We start from the raw sequence: 17,189 nt of genomic DNA on the forward strand, positions 1-17,189 counted from the left end.
AAAGGTCCGATGACGTAGCACCGCAGACTGATCCGACGGCCTCGGATGGGGCGGTACGGTCCGTAGTGTGGGCACCGATGAGCAGGACGCGCGGGGTGAGCGGGCGACGCCGATCTCCGGGAAAGCAGTCCGGGCCCACATGAGTAATGTGCTCGTGAAGCTGAGGGTGCAAGATCGGAAGTGGCCGGCGCAGCGCGCCGTCCGTTACGGACTGAGACCGCCGGCTGAAAGAACTCCTCTGACGGGACCGTCATCGAAATCGGTATGAACGTGACTATTAAGTACGCGGCAGGCTCCGACATCGGGTGCAACCGGGAGAACAACGAGGACTCGGCCTACGCCGGTCCCCGGTTGATCGCGGTCGCTGACGGCATGGGCGGTTACGCGGGCGGCGAGGTTGCCAGCTCCACGGTGATCGGTTCGCTGCGCTCGCTCGATGCCGAGGCGCTGCCCGTCGAGGAGCTCAAAGACGCGTTGGGCCGGGCGGTGGCCGAGGCCAACGAGAAGTTGCGGATCGCCCGCGAGGAGCGGCCCGACCTCAGCCGGATGGGCACCACCCTGACGGCGATGCTGTGGAATGGCACACACGTCGCGCTCGCCCACATCGGCGATTCGCGGGGCTACCTGCTGCGCGACTACGAGCTGCTGCAGATGACCGGTGACCACACCATGGACCAGTTGCTCAAGGCCGAGTCCCCGCACCCCGAGGAGCAGGGCGGCGAGCCGTCCCGCCTGTCCCACGTGCTCTACCGGGTGCTGGACGGCCGCGACGACCGCGACCCCGACCTGCAGCTGCGCGAGGCCCGGGTGGGCGACCGCTACCTGCTGTGCTCCGACGGCCTGAGCGGGGTCGTCGACGCCCAGACGATCTACGAGGTGCTGGAGGCCGAGGCCGAGCCCGCCGGCGCGGTCGCCCGGCTGATCGAACTGGCCCGGGCCGGTGGCGGCCCCGACAACATCACCTGCGTCGTCGCCGACCTGCTCGACGGCGACCCGGCGAGCGGGGGCGCCCCGCTCCTCGTCGGAGCCGCCGCCCAATAAGGGCGATCGCCCTCTTTTCCCGCTTCGGCGGCCCGTATCCCAGGTCACGGTCCGGTCGCAGACTGGTCGCGGATTGTGGCGCGGCCTTGACCACCGTATGGTGCGTGCAGGTATACGGGTCATTCGGACAAAGCCATCGAGGCGGAGGATTCATGGGGGAGGCGCCCGGAATGGCGGTCGCCGCCGCGCCGAACGGCGTGGCGCGATTCGTCGACCGGACGCTTGCCACGGCACGACACGGACCGCGGGGTACCGCGTTGCGCGTCGGGGCGATGGCCGTCGCGGCCGTCGCCGCGGCATGGATCCACCGCTTGAACGACCCCGGCGTGCTCTGTCCCCTGCGGGCACTCACCGGGATCCCCTGCCCCCTCTGCGGGGGCACGACGGTGTTCATCGAGCTCGGCTCCGGCCATCCGGTCCGGGCGCTGCTCGCCAACCCCGTCGCCCTCCTCGGCGCCGTCGGCATCGCCGTCGCGCCACTGGGAGTGGGGGGTCGGTGGTGGGCGCTCGACCCGAGGACTCGTGCCTGGGTGCTCGGTACCGCGCTCGTGGGGGCGGAGATCTGGCAGCTCGCCAGGTTCGGCCTCCTGGTGAACTGACGCTGAACACATCGGTGTTCCGCGGAGCCCGGCAGGTGAGACGGGCGTCTGACAACCCAAGGGTCAATTCAACAAGGAGAATCAGCGTGGGTAACCCCTACGACCCGTACGGCCAGCAGCAGCCGGGGTACGGGCAGCAGCAGCCGGGCTACGGGCAGCAGCCCCCGCAGCAGCCCGGGTACGGCCAGCAGCAGCCGGGGTACGGCCAGCAGCAGCCCGGCTACGGGCAGCAGCCGGGCTACGGCCAGCAGCCCCCGCAGCAGCCCGGCTACGGGCAGCAGCCGGCGCAGCAGCCCGGGTACGGCCAGCAGCCCGCCTACGGGCAGCAGGGTGGGTACGGCCAGCAGCCGGGCTACGGCGGCGGCGGGTACGGCGGCGGGCTCGCCGACTGGCCGCTGCGGGCCGGCGGGCTCCTGATCGACGGCCTCATCATCGGCGCTCCGTACTTCGTGTTCTACATCCTGGCGCTCGTGCTGGGCCAGAACTCGGCCGGGCTGGCGGCGATTGTTTCCCTGCTCGGGCTCGTGGTGCTGGTCGGCCTCTGGCTCTGGCTGCGCTACCAGGAGGGCACCACCGGCCAGACCCCGGGCAAGAAGGTGGTCGGCATCCGGCTCGTCGGTGAGACGACCGGCCAGCCCATCGGCATCGGCATGTCGGTGGTGCGGTATCTCGCCCACTTCCTCGACAGCTTCGCCTGCTACGTCGGCTGGCTGTGGCCGCTGTGGGACGAGAAGAAGCAGACCTTCGCCGACAAGGTCTGCAAGACCTACGTCGTGCGCGCCCAGTAAGGCACGGCACCCGCGAGCGGGGCGTCCCAGCCGGGGACGTCCCGCTTTTCGCGTTTCAGTGGACGGGGTCGAAGGCGCTGTTGCAGGCGGCGACGCGGGCCCGGCGGACCGCCCGGTCGAGCATCCGCAGCGCGGCGGACCGGAGATCGCTCTGCTCGGCGGTGAGGCCGCCGCCCTCCACCCGCCGGGCCAGGTCGAGGACGACCGACAGGCGGCCGGCCAGCGCCGCCACCCGGTGCGCCCGCGCCGGGTAGCCGGGGGCCAGCGCCACCCCGCTCGCCGGGTCGCGCAGCGCGGCCAGCGCCTCGGAGATCTCCGGCCCCCAGGCGGACACGTCGTCGACCGTGAGCAGCACCTCGGTGGCCTCGCGCATGGCCAGCGAGAGCCCGTGGTCGGCCTCCGGCAGGCCGGGGACGTCGGGTGTCCCGGGCCGTGCCTCGTGCACCTCCCAGCGCACCCCCACATAGGACGAGCCGCGCCGGTCCTCGGCGGGCACCAGCCCGAGTGATCGGTCGGCCAGGGCGGCGAGGGCGGCCTCCCCGGCCTCCAGCGCCGCCGTGTTGAACGAGGGCGGACCGTACAGCCCGAGCGGGTCGCCGGGCGCGGGCAGGGCCAGCCGGAGGGCGGTCAGGCCGTCCACCCGGAGCGCCCCCAGCGCCCGGCGCAGCGGCAGTTCCGGTGGTTCCCCGGGGACTCCGCACACCACGTGCGGGCCGGTGGCGCGTTCCACCGCGTCGGCGGCCTCGTCCAGCCCGACGTGGCCGGTCAGCCAGGCGTTGGCCCAGGCGACCAGGGACGCCGCGGCGGGTTGCGCGGGGTTCATGGGCGGCCTTTGCTGTGCATGCCGACCACGATAAGCGCTGGAGATGGCATAGGTTCGTCTCTGGACGTGGAATCACCCAGGGCCTGCGACATTGGGGAAAAAGGGGCACGATGGCGGGAGACGTACTGGAGCTCGACGGTGTCGGGATCCGGCGGGACGGGGCGCGGCTGCTGCGGGACGTGGACTGGACCGTCAACGAGGGCGAACGCTGGGTGATCATCGGTCCCAACGGGGCGGGCAAGACGACCTTGCTCCAGGTCGCCGCGACGATGCTCCACCCGGCCGAGGGCACCGTGGACGTGCTGGGCGAGCGGATGGGCAAGACCGACGTTTTCGAACTGCGCCCGCGCATCGGTTTCGCCAGTGCCGCGGTGGCCGAGAAGGTCCCGCCCGGCGAGAAGGTCATCGACCTGGTGCTGACCGCGTCCTACGCGATCCTCGGCCGCTGGCGCGAGCAGTACGACACCACCGACGTGACCCGGGCGGTGGAACTGCTGGACGCGCTGGGCTGTGCCGACCTGGTCCGGCGCCGGTTCGCCACCCTGTCGGAGGGCGAGCGCAAGCGGGTGCAGATCGCCCGCGCGCTGATGCCCGACCCCGAACTGCTGCTGCTGGACGAGCCCGCGGCCGGGCTGGACCTGGGCGGGCGCGAGGACCTGGTGGCCCGGCTGGCCCGGCTGGCCGCCGACCCGGCCGCGCCGACGATGGTGCTCGTCACCCACCATGTGGAGGAGGTCCCGCCGGGCTTCACCCACGCGATGCTGATCCGCGGGGGCACCCCGCTGGCGCTGGGCAAGGTCGACGAGGTCTTCACCGCCGAACACCTCACCCGTTGCTTCGACATCCCGCTCACCATCGAGCGGCAGAACGACCGCTGGTACGCCCGGTCCACTCGCTGATCTGCGGTTCATATGGGTTTGTCCGGGTATGTATCGAATGAACGTTCGAATACCGCGGAGGGGTCCCATGAAGGGCGACTGGGTCGAGATCGTGATCGACGCGGGTGACGCAACACGGACGTACGAGATCACGGCGAGCCGCGCCGGCCGCCGGGTCGAGATCACCAACCGGCGCGGCGTGGTCGAGGTGAGCGAGGTCACCCGGACCGGCACCCCCGTCCGCACCGCCCGCTTCATGGCCAGCCGGGTCCTCGCCCTGGTGGAGCACCCTGTCGAGGACGGCGCTTCCCCGTCCGCCACCGTCCACAACCTCCCTGGCTCCGCCTGAGCCGAGGGAGCGAGCGGAACGGTCTGCATGGCGAGTGAGCGAGGCGCGGGCGGCGGCCAATACCGCCTGAGCCGAGGGAGCGAGCGGGATGGTCCGCGCGGCGAGTGAGCGAGGCGCGGGCGGCGGCCGGCACCGCCTGAGCCGGGAGCCCGAACCGGGGTGGCCGGGTCAGACGGAGGGCCTGACCTGGACGGTGCCGTTCTCCAGGATCCGGGTCTCGAAGGCGGGCTGGCGTCCGGTGGCCGGGCCGTGCACCACCGAGCCGTCGGCGACCCGGAAGGTGCTGCCGTGCCACGGGCAGACCACGCACAGGGTGTCGTCTTCCTCGCTCTCCTGGACGATGCGGCCCTGGTGCAGCGGCCCCGCCAGGTGGGCGCAGCGGTCGGCCAGTACGTGCACCTCGTCGCCGGAGCGCAGCACGAACAGGCTGATGTAGCCGAGCCGCCGGTGTACCGGCCAGCCGTCGGGCAGTTCGTCGAAGCCGCACACGTCGTGCCAGCCCAGCGGCACCAGGTGCGCGACGGATTCGGCGTGGCTGGCCCCGGCCGCCTGCCGGAACGCCAGGTGCCCGCCCAGGTAGGCGCCGGTGAGCAGGGCGCCGAGCCCGGCGAAGCCGAGCAGCCGCCCGGCCGCGTTCCGCTCGCGCCGCCGGGCCGCCAGCGAGAGGAGGTAGAGGCCGCTGGCGGCGGACACGCTGAGGGCGTGCACCAGCCCCACCCGCTGCTGCTCACGGTGCAGCGCCGACCAGTCGGCCCAGCCGGTGAGCAGGGTCGGTACCACGCCGGCGAGCCCGGCGGCGACCAGCACCTTGCTGGCCCGCTCGGTGCCGGGGATCAGGTCGAGGACCGCGGCGGAGGTCCAGCAGCCCACCGGGAGGTCGGTCAGCGGCGGGTGCGCCGGGTGGCCTATCGGCACGCCGTGCAGCAGGTCCTTGACGGACCCGTCCGGCAGCAGCCGGCGGACGAGCGCGGTGATCCGCCGGGACGCGCCGTCGAGCGCGTCGGCGTGCTCCAGCCCCTCGGCCAGCTCGACCAGGTGCGGTCGCGGGGCCAGCCGGGCGTTGCGCTGGAAGATCCTGTTCGCCTTTCCGTCCATGGTCCCCCCTCACGCGTCCATCCGGACGGCCGTAACCATGACCCTACCCACGGGACGTCACCGGCGACTATCGCGGTTCTGCCTACCTCGGGCGGCGCGCTCGAAACCCACCGAGCGGACCAGAGCCGGACCAGAGCCCGGACCGGAGCCCGGACCGGAGCCGGACCAGAGCCGGACCAGAGCCGGACCAGAGCCGGACCGGAGCCCGGACCAGAGCCTGGATCGGAGCCGGGGCGGAGTCGGACCAGAGCCGGACCAGAGCCCGGGCCAGAGCCGGGCCGGAGCCGGGATCAGAGGGCCTCGACCGTGACCGGCACGCCGTTGAAGACGGCGTTGCCCGAGAGCGGGTCGATCTCGGTCTCGTCGGTGATCGCGTTGACGTTGCCGCCCGCGTGCTCCCGGGCCACCTGCGTCCGGGTGCCGGGCAGGTCGTGGCCCCAGCCGTGCGGCATGCTGACCACGCCGGCCATCACCGTGTCGGTCGGTTCGGCCACGGCTTCCAGCGCGCCGGCCCGCGAGACGACCCGCACGGTGTCGCCCGGGCCGACCCCCAGCCGGTCGGCGTCGGCCGGGTTGAGCTGGAGCGTGCACGTGTTGGAGCCGCCCACCAGTTCGGGCACGTTGTGCAGCCAGCTGTTGTTGGACCGCAGGTGCCGCCGCCCGATCAGCACCAGCCCGTCCCCGGTGGGGGCGTCCAGCCCGGCGCGGAGCCGGTCGGCGTCGGCGGCGAAGGCCGGCGGGCACAGCTCGATCCGGCCGGACGCGGTGCACAGCACCTCGTGCAGGCGGGGCTCCAGCGGGCCCAGGTCGAGCCCGTGCGGGTGTTCGGCGCGCAGCCGGGCCAGGGTGAGGCCGTCGGGGTCGGCGCCGAAGCCGTCGCCGTAGGGGCCCAGCCGCAGCATCATGTCGAGCCGGGCCTCGGGGCCGGCCCGGTCGTCGAGCATCTTGCGCAGCTCGGCGGGCTCGCGGCCGTGCACGGGGGAGCCGGAGGTGGCGACGGCCTTGGCCAGCGTGGCGCCGATGACCAGTTCGTCGAGTGCCGCCGGGTCGCCGTCCTGGCCTGAGGCGATCATCGCGAGCCGGGCGAGGATCTCCCACTCCGCGGGCCGGCCGTCGGGCAGCGGCACCGCGGGGTCGGAGTAGCGCACGTAGTTGCGGACGGTGAAGCCGAGCAGCGCCACGTCGTAGTGCGGGGTCTGCGCGGGGCGGGGCGGGGGCAGGATGACGTCCGCGTGCCGGGTGGTCTCGTTCAGGTAGGGGTCCACGCTGACCATGAACTCCAGCCCGGCCAGCGCCCGGTCGAGCCGGGTGCCGTTCGGCGCCGACAGCACCGGGTTGCCGCCGATGGTGATGAGCGCCCGGATCTGCCCGTCACCGGGCGTCTCGATCTCGTCGGCGAGCGTGGCGACCGGCAGCTCGCCGTTGGCCTCGGGCAGGTCGCGGACCCGGCTGCGCCAGCGCCCGGTGACGAACGGCCGCCGCCGCCGGTAGGCGGGCAGGTGCGCGGGCCGGGCGAACATCGCGCCGCCGGGGCGGTCGAGGTTGCCGGTGAGCACGTTGAGGACGTCGACCAGCCAGCTGTTGAGGGTGCCGAACGCCTGGGTGCAGGTGCCGATCCGGCCGTACACTGCGGCCCGCTCGGCCGCGGCCAGGTCGCGGGCCAGGCCGCGGATGGTGCCGGCGTCGATGCCGGTGATCTCCGCGACCCGCTCGGGCGGGAAGTGCAGTGCCAGCGCGCGCAGGTCGTCGAGCCCGTTCAGCTCGTACTCGCCGGTGGTCGTCAGGTCCTCGGCGAACAGCGTGTGCACCAGGGCGAACAGCAGGTAGGCGTCGGTGCCGGGCCGGATGAACACGTGGTGGTCGGCGAGGGCGGCGGTGCGGGTGCGCCGGGGGTCGATCACGACGACGCGGCCGCCGCGCTTGCGGATCGCCTTGAGCCGCCCGGGGAAGTCGGGGGCGGAGGCGAGGCTGCCGTTGGACTCCAGCGGGTTGGCGCCGAGCATCAGCAGGTGGTCGGTGCGGTCGAGGTCGGGCACCGGGATCACGAGCGGGTCGCCGAACAGGTAGCCGCTGCTGACGTGCTTGGGCATCTGGTCGGCGGTGCTGGCCGAGTAGATGTTGCGGGTGCCCAGCGCCTTGATGACCGCGGCGCCGTAGAGCGGGCCGGCGATGGAGTGGGCGGTGGGGTTGCCGATGTAGATGGCGACGGCGTCCTTGCCGTACCGGTCGACGATGGCGTGCAGCCGTTCGGCGACGGTGGCGAAGGCGGTGTCCCAGCCGGCCGGTTCGTGCTGGTCGCCGGCGCGCACCAGGGGTTCGGCGAGCCGGTCGGGGTCGCCGTCGAGCCGGCCCAGGGAGGCGCCCTTGGGGCAGATGAAACCGCGGCTGAAGGGGTCGGCCGCATCGCCTCTGACCCGCGTTACGCGGTCGTCGTCGAGGGTGAGTTCGAGTCCGCACAGGGCCTCGCACAGTGGGCAGGTCCGGTACGCCGTCCGACTCATCGGCATGCTCCTTCGGGGCGGGAAACATACCAATCATGACTCCATGACGGGCGGCGCGCCAGCATTTGTCCCCACAGGTCTAGACCAATTTATGGTGATGGGTTATCGGCCGGCTGATAAGTCCCTGTCCAAAAAGCGTTGTTTGGACGGGTTTTCGCTCTGCGAAACCGTGCCTAAGGTCGCCTTACTCGGGGATCCGACGCGAGGTCGCGAAAGGACCGACCATGAAGATCTCACGTGTCATCGGAGTCCTGGCAGGCGCCCCCCTGGTCGTGGGGGCGCTGGCGATCCCCGCCGCGGCGGCGCCCCCCTACGTCCCGGCCGACAGCGGCGCCGAGATCACCGGCGAGCAGTGGCTCGACCCCGTCACCGTCGACCTGACCGTGCAGACGCCGGCGATCGGCACCTCGGAGAAGGTACGGGTGATCGTCCCGGCGGGGTGGTCGCGGGAGGCGTCCCGGACCTGGCCGGTGGTGTACGCCTACCACGGCGGCCGGGACGACTACGTGTCGTGGACGCGCAGCACCGACATCGAGCAGGTCGCCGCCCGCTACGACGTGATCGTCGTGATGCCCGAGGGCGGCTGGGCCGGATCGTACGTCGACTGGCACAACGACGGCCGGGGCGGCACCCCGCGGTGGGAGACCTTCCTCGTCCAGGAGGTCGTCCAGCTCGTCGAGCGCAACCTGCGGGGGAGCACCCGGCGGGCGGCGATGGGCGCCTCCTCCGGCGGCCACGCCGCGGTCATGTACGCCGGCCGGTGGCCGGGGACGTTCAGGTACGCGGCCAGCTTCAGCGGCATGATGCACATCACGATGCCGGGCGTCCCCTCCTCATCGCTGTACACCTCCCGGGTCTGGGGCGGGGTGCGGGACCCGGAGCTGATCCTGGGCAGCCCGCTGACCGACTTCGCCAACTGGCGGGCGCACGACCCGTACCACCTGGCGCCCCGGCTGCGCGGGACGGGGCTGTACATCTCCGCCGGCACCACCGGCGAACCCGGCCCGTTCGAGCCCACGGACCTGGCGCTGCGCGAACTGCTCGCCGGCCTGCTGATCGGCGGGAACAGCGAGGAGACGGTCGGTGCCACCAATATCTCGTTCCGCACGCGGCTTTACGCGCTGGGCATTCCGGTGACCGCCAACATCTACGGTGACGGCTGGCACCAGTGGGGTTACTGGGACGCCGAGTACAAGAAGGCCTGGCCGCTGATGATGAACGCGATCGGAGCGCAGCGCACCGGCTGAAACGCCGGAACTTGACCACCCGGTTATAAGTCGCGCCAAAAGAATTGTTATCGCGAGAATTCTCGAATGCACAAGGTCCTTGTAGCCTTCGCGCTATTCGGCGGCCAGGCCAGAGCCCGCCGGAAGGGCACGAAAGGACCGGCCCATGAGGATCTCACGAGTCGCGGGAGTTCTGGCGGGCGCCGCCCTGGTCACGGGATCGCTGGTGGTCCCCGCCGCGGCGGCGCCCGCGTTCGTCCCCGCCGACACCGGGGCGAGGATCACCGGCGAGCAGTGGCTCGACTCCGCCACCGTGGACCTGACGGTGAGCACCCCCTCCCTGGACGGCCCGCAGCTGGTGCGGGTGATCGTCCCTGCGGGGTGGTCGCGGGAGGCGTCCCGGACCTGGCCGGTGGTGTACGCCTACCACGGCGGCCGGGACACCGCCGTGTCGTGGACGCGCAGCACCGACATCGAGCAGGTCGCCGCCCGCTACGACGTGATCGTCGTGATGCCCGAGGGCGGCTGGAACGGCTCGCACGCCAACTGGCACAACTTCGGCCTGGGCGGCAGGCCGAAGTGGGAGACCTTCCACGTCCAGGAGGTCGTCCAACTGGCCGAGCGCAACCTGCGGGCGGGCACCCAGCGGGCGGTGATGGGCGCCTCCTCCGGCGGCCAGGGCGCGCTGGCCTACGCCGGCCGCCACCCCGGGACGTTCAGGTACGCGGCGAGCTTCAGCAGCGTCCTGCACATGACCACGCCGGCCATGCAGTCGCTGGTCCTGACCACCGCCGCGGTCTGGGGCGGGGTGTGGATCCCGGGTGCGATCTACGGCTGGCCCCTGCTGAACGAGTTCGTCTGGCGGGCGCACGACGCCTACCACCTGGTGCCGAAGCTGAAGGGCACCGGGCTGTACGTCTCCGCCGGCACCACCGGCAACCCCGGCCCGTTCGAGCCGACGGACGCGAACCTGCTGGAGCAGCTCGCCGGGCGGCTGATCGGCGGGTTCGGCGAGGCGACGGTGGGGGCCTCCACCCGGTCGTTCGTGGACGAGGCCCGGCGCCGGGGCGTGCCGGTGACCGCCAACCTCTACGGCAACGGCTGGCACCAGTGGGCCTACTGGGACGCCGAGTACAAGAAGGCCTGGCCGCTGATGATGGACACGATCGGGGCGCGGCAGGTCGGCTGAACGGCGGCCCGGGCCCGCGCACGGGCCCGGGCGTTCCGGTCAGCCGTTATTGAGGCCGATGCCCTGGGCGACGCGGTCGCCGAGGTCCTTGTGGATGTTCCGCCAGTACTCGGCGATCCGCGGCTTCATCTCCGCGGTCACCTCCGGCGCCGACGCGTGGCCGACGATGTTGGAGACCAGGTGGTCGCGGTCGGTGTCGGAGAGGACCTTCTCCCACAGCGTCCGGGGCTGGCCGTAGTCGTCGTCCTCGCTGTGCAGCCGGTACGCGCTGCGGACGATCTCACCGGCGACCCCGTACTGCTCGCCGGTCCACGGCGCCGGGTCGGCCACGGGGCCGCCCGCCGAGTTGGGCGCGTACAGCGGGTCGCCCGGGTTCGCGTAGCTCATGGGGCCGTCCTTGTTGTAGCTGTGGACGGCGACCTTGGGCCGGTTCACCGGGAGCTGCAGGTAGTTCGGGCCGATCCGGTACCGGTGCGTGTCCGGGTAGGAGAACAGCCGGCCCTGGAGCATCTTGTCCGGGGACGAGCCGATGCCCGGCACCAGGTTGGCCGGCTCGAAGGCGGCCTGCTCGATCTCGGCGAAGTAGTTCTCCGGGTTGCGGTCCAGCACGAACCTGCCGATGGTGATCGGCGGGTAGTCGCCGTGCGGCCAGACCTTGGTCAGGTCGAACGGGTTGAACCGGTAGTCGGCGGCCGCCTCGAACGGCATGACCTGGATCTGCACCGTCCACGACGGGTGGTCGCCGTTGGCGATGGCCGTCCGCAGGTCGCGCAGGTGGTGGTCGGGGTCCTCGCCGGACATGGCGTCGGCCTCGGCCGCGGTGAAGTTCCGGATGCCCTGGTCGGTCTTGAAGTGGTACTTCACCCAGAACTTCTCGCCGGCGGCGTTGTACCACAGGAACGTGTGGGAGCCGTAGCCGTTCATGTGCCGCCAGGTGTACGGGGTGCCGCGGTCGCTCATCAGGAACGTCACCTGGTGCGCCGACTCGGGGGACAGCGTCCAGAAGTCCCACTGCATGTTGTTGTCGCGCAGGTGCGTGTCGGCGCGCCGCTTCTGCGAGTGGATGAAGTCGGAGAACTTCTGCGGGTCGCGGATGAAGAAGACGGGGGTGTTGTTCCCGACGAGGTCGTAGTTGCCCTCGTCGGTGTAGAACTTCAGCGCGAACCCGCGCGGGTCGCGCGCGCTGTCGGCGCTGCCGAGCTCGCCGGCGACGGTGGAGAAGCGGATCAGGAGGTCGGTCTCGGCGCCCTTCTGGAACAGCCCCGCCTTGGTGAACTGGCTGACGTCTTCGGTGATGAGCAGCTTCCCGTACGCGCCGCCGCCCTTGGCGTGCACGACCCGCTCGGGGACGCGCTCGCGGTTGAAGTGCGCCATCTTCTGGATCAGGTAGTGGTCTTGCAGCAGCAGCGGGCCGTTCGGGCCGACGGACTGCGAGAACTCATCGCTGGGCGCCGGGATGCCGGCGTCGGTGGTGGACACGGGCCGTTCGGACATGAACGCGGTTCCTCCTCACTCCATTGATGCTCGATCTGCGGGCTGTGCTACCCGGGAAGTCCGTTGACAGTCCGGGCAGAGCCCCCAGAAGGTGACGTCGGCCTCGTCGATCTGGAATCCGGCGGCGTCCGCTGGTTCCAGGCAGGGCGCCCGCCCCACGGCGCAGTCGACGTCGGCGACCGCCCCGCAGCGGCGGCACGCCAGGTGGTGGTGGTTGTCGCCGACGCGTCCCTCGAACCGGGCGGGGCTGCCCGCCGGCTCGATCCGTCGCACCAGGCCCGCCGCGGTGAAGGCGTGCAGGGCCTCGTAGACGGCCTGGAGGGAGACGTGCCCGACGCGCTCGCGCGCTCCGGCGGCGATCTCCTCCGCGTCGAGGTGGTCGCCGCCGCGCACGGTCTCCAGGATCGCGACGCGGGTGGCGGTCACCCGCAGGCCCGCGCCGCGCAGTTCGGCTGCGGCGTCGTGGGCCCGGGCGGTCTTCTGGTCTGCGGTCACGCGTCCCAGCCTACCCAGCTAAACCAGAATCATTCAAGTTAACGAGTCATTCAGGTTTTAGTCCGGCGATGGCCTCCGCCACCAGGTCGACCTCGTCCTCGGTGTTGAAGTAGTGCGGCGAGGCGCGGACCCGGTGCGGCGGGCGGGCGCCCGCGTCGTAGCGGTAGGTCTGCTCCGACGTCCGGACGTTGATCCGCCGCTCCGCCAGCCGCCGCACCACCTCGCCGGCGGTCACCCCCGCGACGGTGCAGGTGACGATGCCGCTGCGGCGCAGCCCCCGGTCGTGCACCGTGACCCCGGGCAGTTCGCCCAGCGCCGCGCGCAGCCGGGCGCCGAGCTTCAGCGTCCGCTCCTCGATCGCGCCGAGCCCCACGGCCAGCGCGTACTCGGCCGCCGCCGCCTGGCCGAGCTGGCCCGCGACATGGCGCTCCCAGGTCTCGAACCGGCGCGCGTCCGGCCGCAGCTCGTAGGAGTCGGGTCCCGTCCAGTCGGCCGCGCGCAGGTCGACGAACGGCGGTTCGAGCTCGCCGAGCACGTCCCGGCGGACGTAGAGGAAGCCGGTGCCGCGCGGGCCGCGCAGGAACTTGCGGCCGGTGGCCGACAGCAGGTCGCAGCCGATCTCCGTCACGTCGACGGCGAGCTGCCCGACCGACTGGCAGGCGTCCAGCAGGTAGCGCGCGCCCGCCGCCCGGGCCAGTCGGCCGACCTCGGCGGCCGGGTTGATCAGCCCGTCGTGCGTCGGCACGTGGTTGATCGCCACCAGCCGGACCCCGCCCCGGTCGAGCGCCGCGGCCAGCTCCGCCAGCGAGATCTGGCCGTGCTCGTCGTCCGGGACGACCTCCACCCGGGCGCCGCGCCGCCGGGCGGCCGCGATGAACCCGAGCGCGTTGCTGGCGTACTCGCTGGTGGTGGTCAGGATGCGGTCGCCCGGCTCGAACGGGATGGCGTGGAAGGCCAGGTCCCAGGCGCGGGTGGCGTTCTCCACGTAGGCGATCTCGTCCGGGTGCGCGCCGATCAGCCGGGCCAGCGATCCGTACGACGCGGCGAGCCGGTCCATGGCGGTGTCCGCGGCCACGTACCCGCCGGCCCGGGCCTCCAGCGCCAGGTGCTCGACCACGGCGTCCACCACGGGACGGGGTTGGAGCGAGGAGCCGGCGTTGTCGAAGTGGACGAGGCCGTCCCGGCAGCCGGGCGTCTCCGCCCTGAGGCGATCAATGTCCAAAGTCATCCCTCCACGGAGGATTGCAGACCTACCCGGCCCGAACGCACAATCGGCGTTCTACCGTCCAAACCATCGGATGAACGTCGGCGTCCAAACATTCGGCAAAGAGTCGGACCCCGGACCGCGGAGGAACACAGTGGGCAACGGACGCCGTTGGGGCATCGGCACGATGGCGGGAGCGGCGCTCCTCCTCACCACGGCGTGCGGTCCGCTCGCCACGGCGATCGACGAGGGCACCGAACCGAAGAAGCACCCCGTCACCATGGCCTTCGGCGGCGACGTGCACTTCGAGGGCATGCTGCGGGCCAAGCTCGACGCCGACCCCGACGCGGTGTTCGGCTCGGTGGCGAACATCCTGCGGGGCTCCGACATCGCCATGGTCAACCTGGAGACCGCGATCACCACCGGCGGCGTCCAGGCGCCCAAGCAGTTCGCCTTCCGCGCCCCGCCGACCGCGTTCCGGGCGCTGAAGTCCGCCGGGGTGGACGTGGTGAGCATGGCCAACAACCACGGCATGGACTACGGCGAGCCCGGCCTGCGCGACTCGCTGGCGGCGGCCCGGTCGGCGAACTTCCCGGTGGTGGGCATCGGCGAGAACGCCGCGGCGGCGTACCGGCCCTGGACCGTCACGGTGAAGAACACCAAGGTCGCCGTCATCGGCGCCACCCAGGTGCTCGACGACAACCTCATCACGGCGTGGACGGCCACCGACGCCCAGGCCGGCCTCGCCTCGGCGAAGGACGCGCCCCGGCTGGTGCAGGCCGTCCGGGCGGCGCGCGAGCAGGCCGACATCGTCGTCGTCCACCTGCACTGGGGGCAGGAGCTGAACAGCTGCGCCACCCCCGTGCAGCGGACGCTCGCCGGGCAACTCGTCGACGCGGGCGCCGACGCCGTCGTCGGCGGCCACGCCCACGTGCTCCAAGCGGGCGGCTACCTGCGCGGCAAGTACGTCCACTACGGGCTGGGCAACTTCCTCTTCTACAACTCCTCCGGGCGGACCGCGCAGAGCGGCGTGCTGGAGCTCACCTTCGACCCCGCCCGGCGGGACCGGCCGGTCACCCGGTCGGAGTGGCGGCCCGCGACGATCGTGAACGGGGTGGCGCAGCCGCTGCGGGACGCCCCCGCCGACCAGGCCCGCCGGCAGTGGGAGGGGCTGCGCTCCTGCGCGGACGTGCGGCCCACGCCCGACGGCGCTCCCGCCACCTCGGGGTGAACTCGGGGTGCCTCGGGGCGCCCCGGGCGAATCGCCCTGCATGTCGCGGTCCGTCCATACGGTCCGACATGGCATTCTGGGGCGATTCGTCTTCCCCCCGAGGAGTTCCGAGTGCGCAGGAGACTGGTGGCGGTCCTGGCCGGCGGCGCGCTGGTCACGGCGGCCTGCGGAGGCGGCGGCGACACCCCGGCCGAAGGCGACGCCGGACCGGACTCCCCGCCGCCGTCCACCGCGGCGTCGAGCCCCGCCCAGCCGGCCCAGCAGCCGTTCACCATCGCGTTCGGCGGCGACGTGCACTTCGAGGGCCAGCTCCGCGCCCGGCTGACCGCCAACCCGCGGACCGCGATGGGCCCCATCGGCAACTACCTGCGCCGGGCCGACATCGCCATGGTCAACCTGGAGACCGCCATCACCACCGGCGGCACCCAGGCGCCCGGCAAGCAGTTCGCGTTCCGCGCCCCGGCCACCGCGTTCACCGCGATGCGCGGCGCCGGGGTGGACGTCGTGTCGATGGCCAACAACCACGGCATGGACTTCATGGAGTCCGGGCTGCGCGACTCGCTGGCCGCCATCAAGCGCACGAAGTTCCCGGTGGTGGGCATCGGCCGGAACGCCGACGAGGCGTACAAGCCGTGGATCACCGAGGTGAAGGGCAACAAGGTGGCGATCCTCGGCGCCACCCAGGTGCTCGACGACCACCTGATCCCCGCCTGGACGGCCACCGACACCAAGGGCGGCCTGGCCTCCGCCAAGGTCGTGCCCCGGATGATCCAGGCCGTCAAGGACGCCCGCGAGCAGGCCGACACGGTGATCGTCCACCTGCACTGGGGCGCCGAACTGCAACCCTGCCCGCTGCCCCGCCAGCAGGAACTGGCCCAGCAGTTGGTCGACGCGGGCGCCGACGCCGTCGTCGGCGGCCACGCCCACATCCCGCTGGGCGGCGGCTACCTGGACGGCAAGTACATCCACTACGGCCTGGGCAACTTCGTCTTCTACTCCGCCAACGGCCAGACCGCCAACTCCGGCGTCCTGGTCCTGCGCATGCAGGGCCGCAAGGTTCTCGCCTCGGTCTGGAAGCCGGCCCGCCTCTCCGGCGGCCTGCCCCTCCTGCTCACCGGCACCGCCGCCCAGACCGAACTCCGCCGCTGGAACGGCCTCCGCCGCTGCACCGGCCTCTCCGCCACCCCCTGACCTCGCCCGGGTTGGAGGAGGTCCGCCGCCCGCGCCGGTCTCTCCGTCGCTCCTTGACGGCCCGCGCCGGGCGGGGGATGTCCGCTGCCCGCGCTGGTCTCTTCGCCACTCCTGACGGCATACCGGACCGGCCCGTTTTCCGGCGCGGGCCGGTCCCCGCGGGGCACTGTCGCAGGTGCCCGCCATGCGACGCCGTGACGCGACCCGCGCCCTTACGGGGCCGCTGCGGCCGTGGGCGTGGGACGCAGCCGGGCCGTCCGGCAGGTTTCCCGAAAAATCCGTCGCGGCCGTGTCGATCCGGCCGTCCCCCGGTCGACGCGTGGGTGAAGGCGGCCCGGCGGGCGGGCCGCCCGGAACGCGAGGAGACCGACATGTCGATCGCACAGCTCACCACGACGGCGCCCGGAACGGCCGCCGGGCGGACCGCACCGCGGAACCGGGCGCTGCTGGCCTGCGGCGTCGCCGCCGGCCCGGTGTTCGCCGCGGTGGCCGCGGCGCAGGTGCTCACCCGGGACGGGTTCGACCTCGGCCGGCACGCGCTCAGCCTGCTGAGCCTGGGCGACCTGGGCTGGATCCAGATCGCGAACTTCGTGGTCGCCGGCGCGCTGTCCATCGCCGCCGCGACCGGCCTGCGGCGGTTGCCGCACGGCGGCGGGGGCGGCACCTGGGGTCCCCGGCTGGTCGCCGGGTACGGGGCGGGGCTGATCGCCGCCGGGCTCTTCGTCGCCGACCCGAGCACGGGCTTCCCGGCCGGAGCGCCGGAGGGCATGCCCGAGTCCCTGAGCTGGCACGGCATCCTGCACGGCGTCGCCGCCCCCGTGGCGTTCCTCTCCCTGCTCGCCGGGTGCGCCGTCTTCGCCCGCCGGAACGCGGCCCGCGGCCGGCGCGGCCGGGCGGCGGCCGACGTGGCGACCATCGTGACCGTCCTCGCCCTCCTGGCCTGGCCCGACCACGGCACCTTCAGCGTCCGCCTGGCCGCCGCCTCCGCCGTCGTCTTCGCCTGGCTCGCGGTGACCTCCGCCGACGCCCTGACCGACCCGGAGTGAAGCCGGACCCACCCCTGGGCGGAGGACCGCGAGCGGCCC

At 72.6% G+C, this 17,189-nt stretch carries 16 protein-coding genes; 10 read left to right on the forward strand and 6 right to left on the reverse strand.

What is annotated here, in order from left to right; translation table 11 throughout:
• Positions 1–264: 264 nt before the first annotated feature.
• The 3 genes from DPM19_RS14155 (at position 265) to DPM19_RS14165 (ending at position 2,428) form a co-directional block, all read left to right on the forward strand.
• Positions 265–1,041 (forward strand): PP2C family protein-serine/threonine phosphatase, encoded by a 777-nt coding sequence (locus DPM19_RS14155; protein WP_111867275.1) that lies wholly within the window; start codon positions 265–267, stop codon positions 1,039–1,041.
• 152 nt (positions 1,042–1,193) lie between these two features.
• The gene (locus DPM19_RS14160; RefSeq protein ID WP_233510135.1) at positions 1,194–1,640 is read left to right on the forward strand and encodes a DUF2752 domain-containing protein; all 447 of its coding nucleotides are present in this window, start codon (positions 1,194–1,196) and stop codon (positions 1,638–1,640) included.
• Positions 1,641–1,726: 86 nt separating this feature from the next.
• Positions 1,727–2,428: an RDD family protein gene (locus DPM19_RS14165; protein WP_199485075.1), complete on the forward strand. Its 702-nt coding sequence runs from the start codon at positions 1,727–1,729 to the stop codon at positions 2,426–2,428.
• 55 nt (positions 2,429–2,483) lie between these two features.
• On the opposite strand, the gene DPM19_RS14170 is transcribed toward DPM19_RS14165, so the two are convergent.
• Positions 2,484–3,251: a hypothetical protein gene (locus DPM19_RS14170; RefSeq protein ID WP_111867281.1), complete on the reverse strand. Its 768-nt coding sequence runs from the start codon at positions 3,249–3,251 to the stop codon at positions 2,484–2,486.
• Positions 3,252–3,361: 110 nt separating this feature from the next.
• Between DPM19_RS14170 and DPM19_RS14175 the strand changes: the two genes are divergently transcribed.
• Both DPM19_RS14175 and DPM19_RS14180 read left to right on the forward strand, forming a co-directional pair.
• Complete coding sequence (locus tag DPM19_RS14175) at positions 3,362–4,150, forward strand: ABC transporter ATP-binding protein (RefSeq protein WP_111867284.1); 789 nt, start codon at positions 3,362–3,364, stop codon at positions 4,148–4,150.
• Positions 4,151–4,217: 67 nt separating this feature from the next.
• Positions 4,218–4,478, forward strand: a complete 261-nt coding sequence (locus DPM19_RS14180) for a hypothetical protein (RefSeq protein WP_111867286.1) — start codon at positions 4,218–4,220, stop codon at positions 4,476–4,478.
• A gap of 168 nt (positions 4,479–4,646) precedes the next feature.
• Here the strand turns inward: DPM19_RS14180 and DPM19_RS14185 are convergent, their stop codons facing one another.
• Positions 4,647–5,573 carry a Rieske (2Fe-2S) protein gene (locus DPM19_RS14185; RefSeq protein WP_111867289.1) on the reverse strand — a complete coding sequence of 309 codons (927 nt, stop codon included), beginning with the start codon at positions 5,571–5,573 and terminating at the stop codon, positions 4,647–4,649.
• A 290-nt stretch (positions 5,574–5,863) separates the two neighbouring features.
• A complete protein-coding gene (locus DPM19_RS14195) occupies positions 5,864–8,074 on the reverse strand; it encodes a molybdopterin-dependent oxidoreductase (RefSeq protein WP_111867291.1) in 2,211 nt (736 codons plus the stop codon).
• A gap of 224 nt (positions 8,075–8,298) precedes the next feature.
• Here DPM19_RS14195 and DPM19_RS14200 point away from each other — a divergent pair, with 224 nt between their 5' ends.
• Both DPM19_RS14200 and DPM19_RS14205 read left to right on the forward strand, forming a co-directional pair.
• Positions 8,299–9,321: an alpha/beta hydrolase gene (locus DPM19_RS14200; RefSeq protein ID WP_111867293.1), complete on the forward strand. Its 1,023-nt coding sequence runs from the start codon at positions 8,299–8,301 to the stop codon at positions 9,319–9,321.
• Between the two features lie 145 nt (positions 9,322–9,466).
• Positions 9,467–10,489, forward strand: a complete 1,023-nt coding sequence (locus DPM19_RS14205) for an alpha/beta hydrolase (protein WP_111867296.1) — start codon at positions 9,467–9,469, stop codon at positions 10,487–10,489.
• 39 nt (positions 10,490–10,528) lie between these two features.
• On the opposite strand, the gene DPM19_RS14210 is transcribed toward DPM19_RS14205, so the two are convergent.
• From DPM19_RS14210 to DPM19_RS14220, 3 genes are read right to left on the reverse strand one after another with little or no spacing between them, the layout of a single operon-like run.
• Positions 10,529–11,983, reverse strand: coding sequence for a catalase (locus tag DPM19_RS14210; RefSeq protein WP_111867299.1), 1,455 nt, complete (start codon positions 11,981–11,983; stop codon positions 10,529–10,531).
• 15 nt (positions 11,984–11,998) lie between these two features.
• Positions 11,999–12,478, reverse strand: coding sequence for a Fur family transcriptional regulator (locus tag DPM19_RS14215; RefSeq protein WP_111867301.1), 480 nt, complete (start codon positions 12,476–12,478; stop codon positions 11,999–12,001).
• A gap of 46 nt (positions 12,479–12,524) precedes the next feature.
• Positions 12,525–13,706, reverse strand: a complete 1,182-nt coding sequence (locus DPM19_RS14220) for an aminotransferase class V-fold PLP-dependent enzyme (RefSeq protein WP_111867304.1) — start codon at positions 13,704–13,706, stop codon at positions 12,525–12,527.
• A gap of 130 nt (positions 13,707–13,836) precedes the next feature.
• On the opposite strand from DPM19_RS14220, the gene DPM19_RS14225 reads away from it, so the two are divergent.
• From DPM19_RS14225 to DPM19_RS14235, 3 genes are all read left to right on the forward strand, one after another.
• Positions 13,837–14,913, forward strand: a complete 1,077-nt coding sequence (locus DPM19_RS14225; RefSeq protein ID WP_233510136.1) for a CapA family protein — start codon at positions 13,837–13,839, stop codon at positions 14,911–14,913.
• A gap of 111 nt (positions 14,914–15,024) precedes the next feature.
• The gene (locus tag DPM19_RS14230) at positions 15,025–16,104 is read left to right on the forward strand and encodes a CapA family protein (protein ID WP_233510137.1); all 1,080 of its coding nucleotides are present in this window, start codon (positions 15,025–15,027) and stop codon (positions 16,102–16,104) included.
• 371 nt (positions 16,105–16,475) lie between these two features.
• A complete protein-coding gene (locus tag DPM19_RS14235) occupies positions 16,476–17,150 on the forward strand; it encodes a DUF998 domain-containing protein (protein WP_111867568.1) in 675 nt (224 codons plus the stop codon).
• Positions 17,151–17,189: the final 39 nt, after the last annotated feature.

Source organism: Actinomadura craniellae (genome assembly GCF_003289645.1).
Classification (GTDB): domain Bacteria; phylum Actinomycetota; class Actinomycetes; order Streptosporangiales; family Streptosporangiaceae; genus Actinomadura_D; species Actinomadura_D craniellae.

What these genes read in the sequence shown, in the direction of transcription:
- DPM19_RS14155 (WP_111867275.1), top strand. Translation starts at nt 265, where the DNA reads ATGAACGTGACTATTAAGTACGCGGCAGGCTCCGACATCGGGTGCAAC.
- DPM19_RS14160 (WP_233510135.1), top strand. Translation starts at nt 1,194, where the DNA reads ATGGGGGAGGCGCCCGGAATGGCGGTCGCCGCCGCGCCGAACGGCGTG.
- DPM19_RS14170 (WP_111867281.1), bottom strand. Translation starts at nt 3,251, where the DNA reads ATGAACCCCGCGCAACCCGCCGCGGCGTCCCTGGTCGCCTGGGCCAAC.
- DPM19_RS14175 (WP_111867284.1), top strand. Translation starts at nt 3,362, where the DNA reads ATGGCGGGAGACGTACTGGAGCTCGACGGTGTCGGGATCCGGCGGGAC.
- DPM19_RS14180 (WP_111867286.1), top strand. Translation starts at nt 4,218, where the DNA reads ATGAAGGGCGACTGGGTCGAGATCGTGATCGACGCGGGTGACGCAACA.
- DPM19_RS14185 (WP_111867289.1), bottom strand. Translation starts at nt 5,573, where the DNA reads ATGGACGGAAAGGCGAACAGGATCTTCCAGCGCAACGCCCGGCTGGCC.
- DPM19_RS14195 (WP_111867291.1), bottom strand. Translation starts at nt 8,074, where the DNA reads ATGAGTCGGACGGCGTACCGGACCTGCCCACTGTGCGAGGCCCTGTGC.
- DPM19_RS14200 (WP_111867293.1), top strand. Translation starts at nt 8,299, where the DNA reads ATGAAGATCTCACGTGTCATCGGAGTCCTGGCAGGCGCCCCCCTGGTC.
- DPM19_RS14205 (WP_111867296.1), top strand. Translation starts at nt 9,467, where the DNA reads ATGAGGATCTCACGAGTCGCGGGAGTTCTGGCGGGCGCCGCCCTGGTC.
- DPM19_RS14210 (WP_111867299.1), bottom strand. Translation starts at nt 11,983, where the DNA reads ATGTCCGAACGGCCCGTGTCCACCACCGACGCCGGCATCCCGGCGCCC.
- DPM19_RS14220 (WP_111867304.1), bottom strand. Translation starts at nt 13,706, where the DNA reads ATGACTTTGGACATTGATCGCCTCAGGGCGGAGACGCCCGGCTGCCGG.
- DPM19_RS14235 (WP_111867568.1), top strand. Translation starts at nt 16,476, where the DNA reads ATGTCGATCGCACAGCTCACCACGACGGCGCCCGGAACGGCCGCCGGG.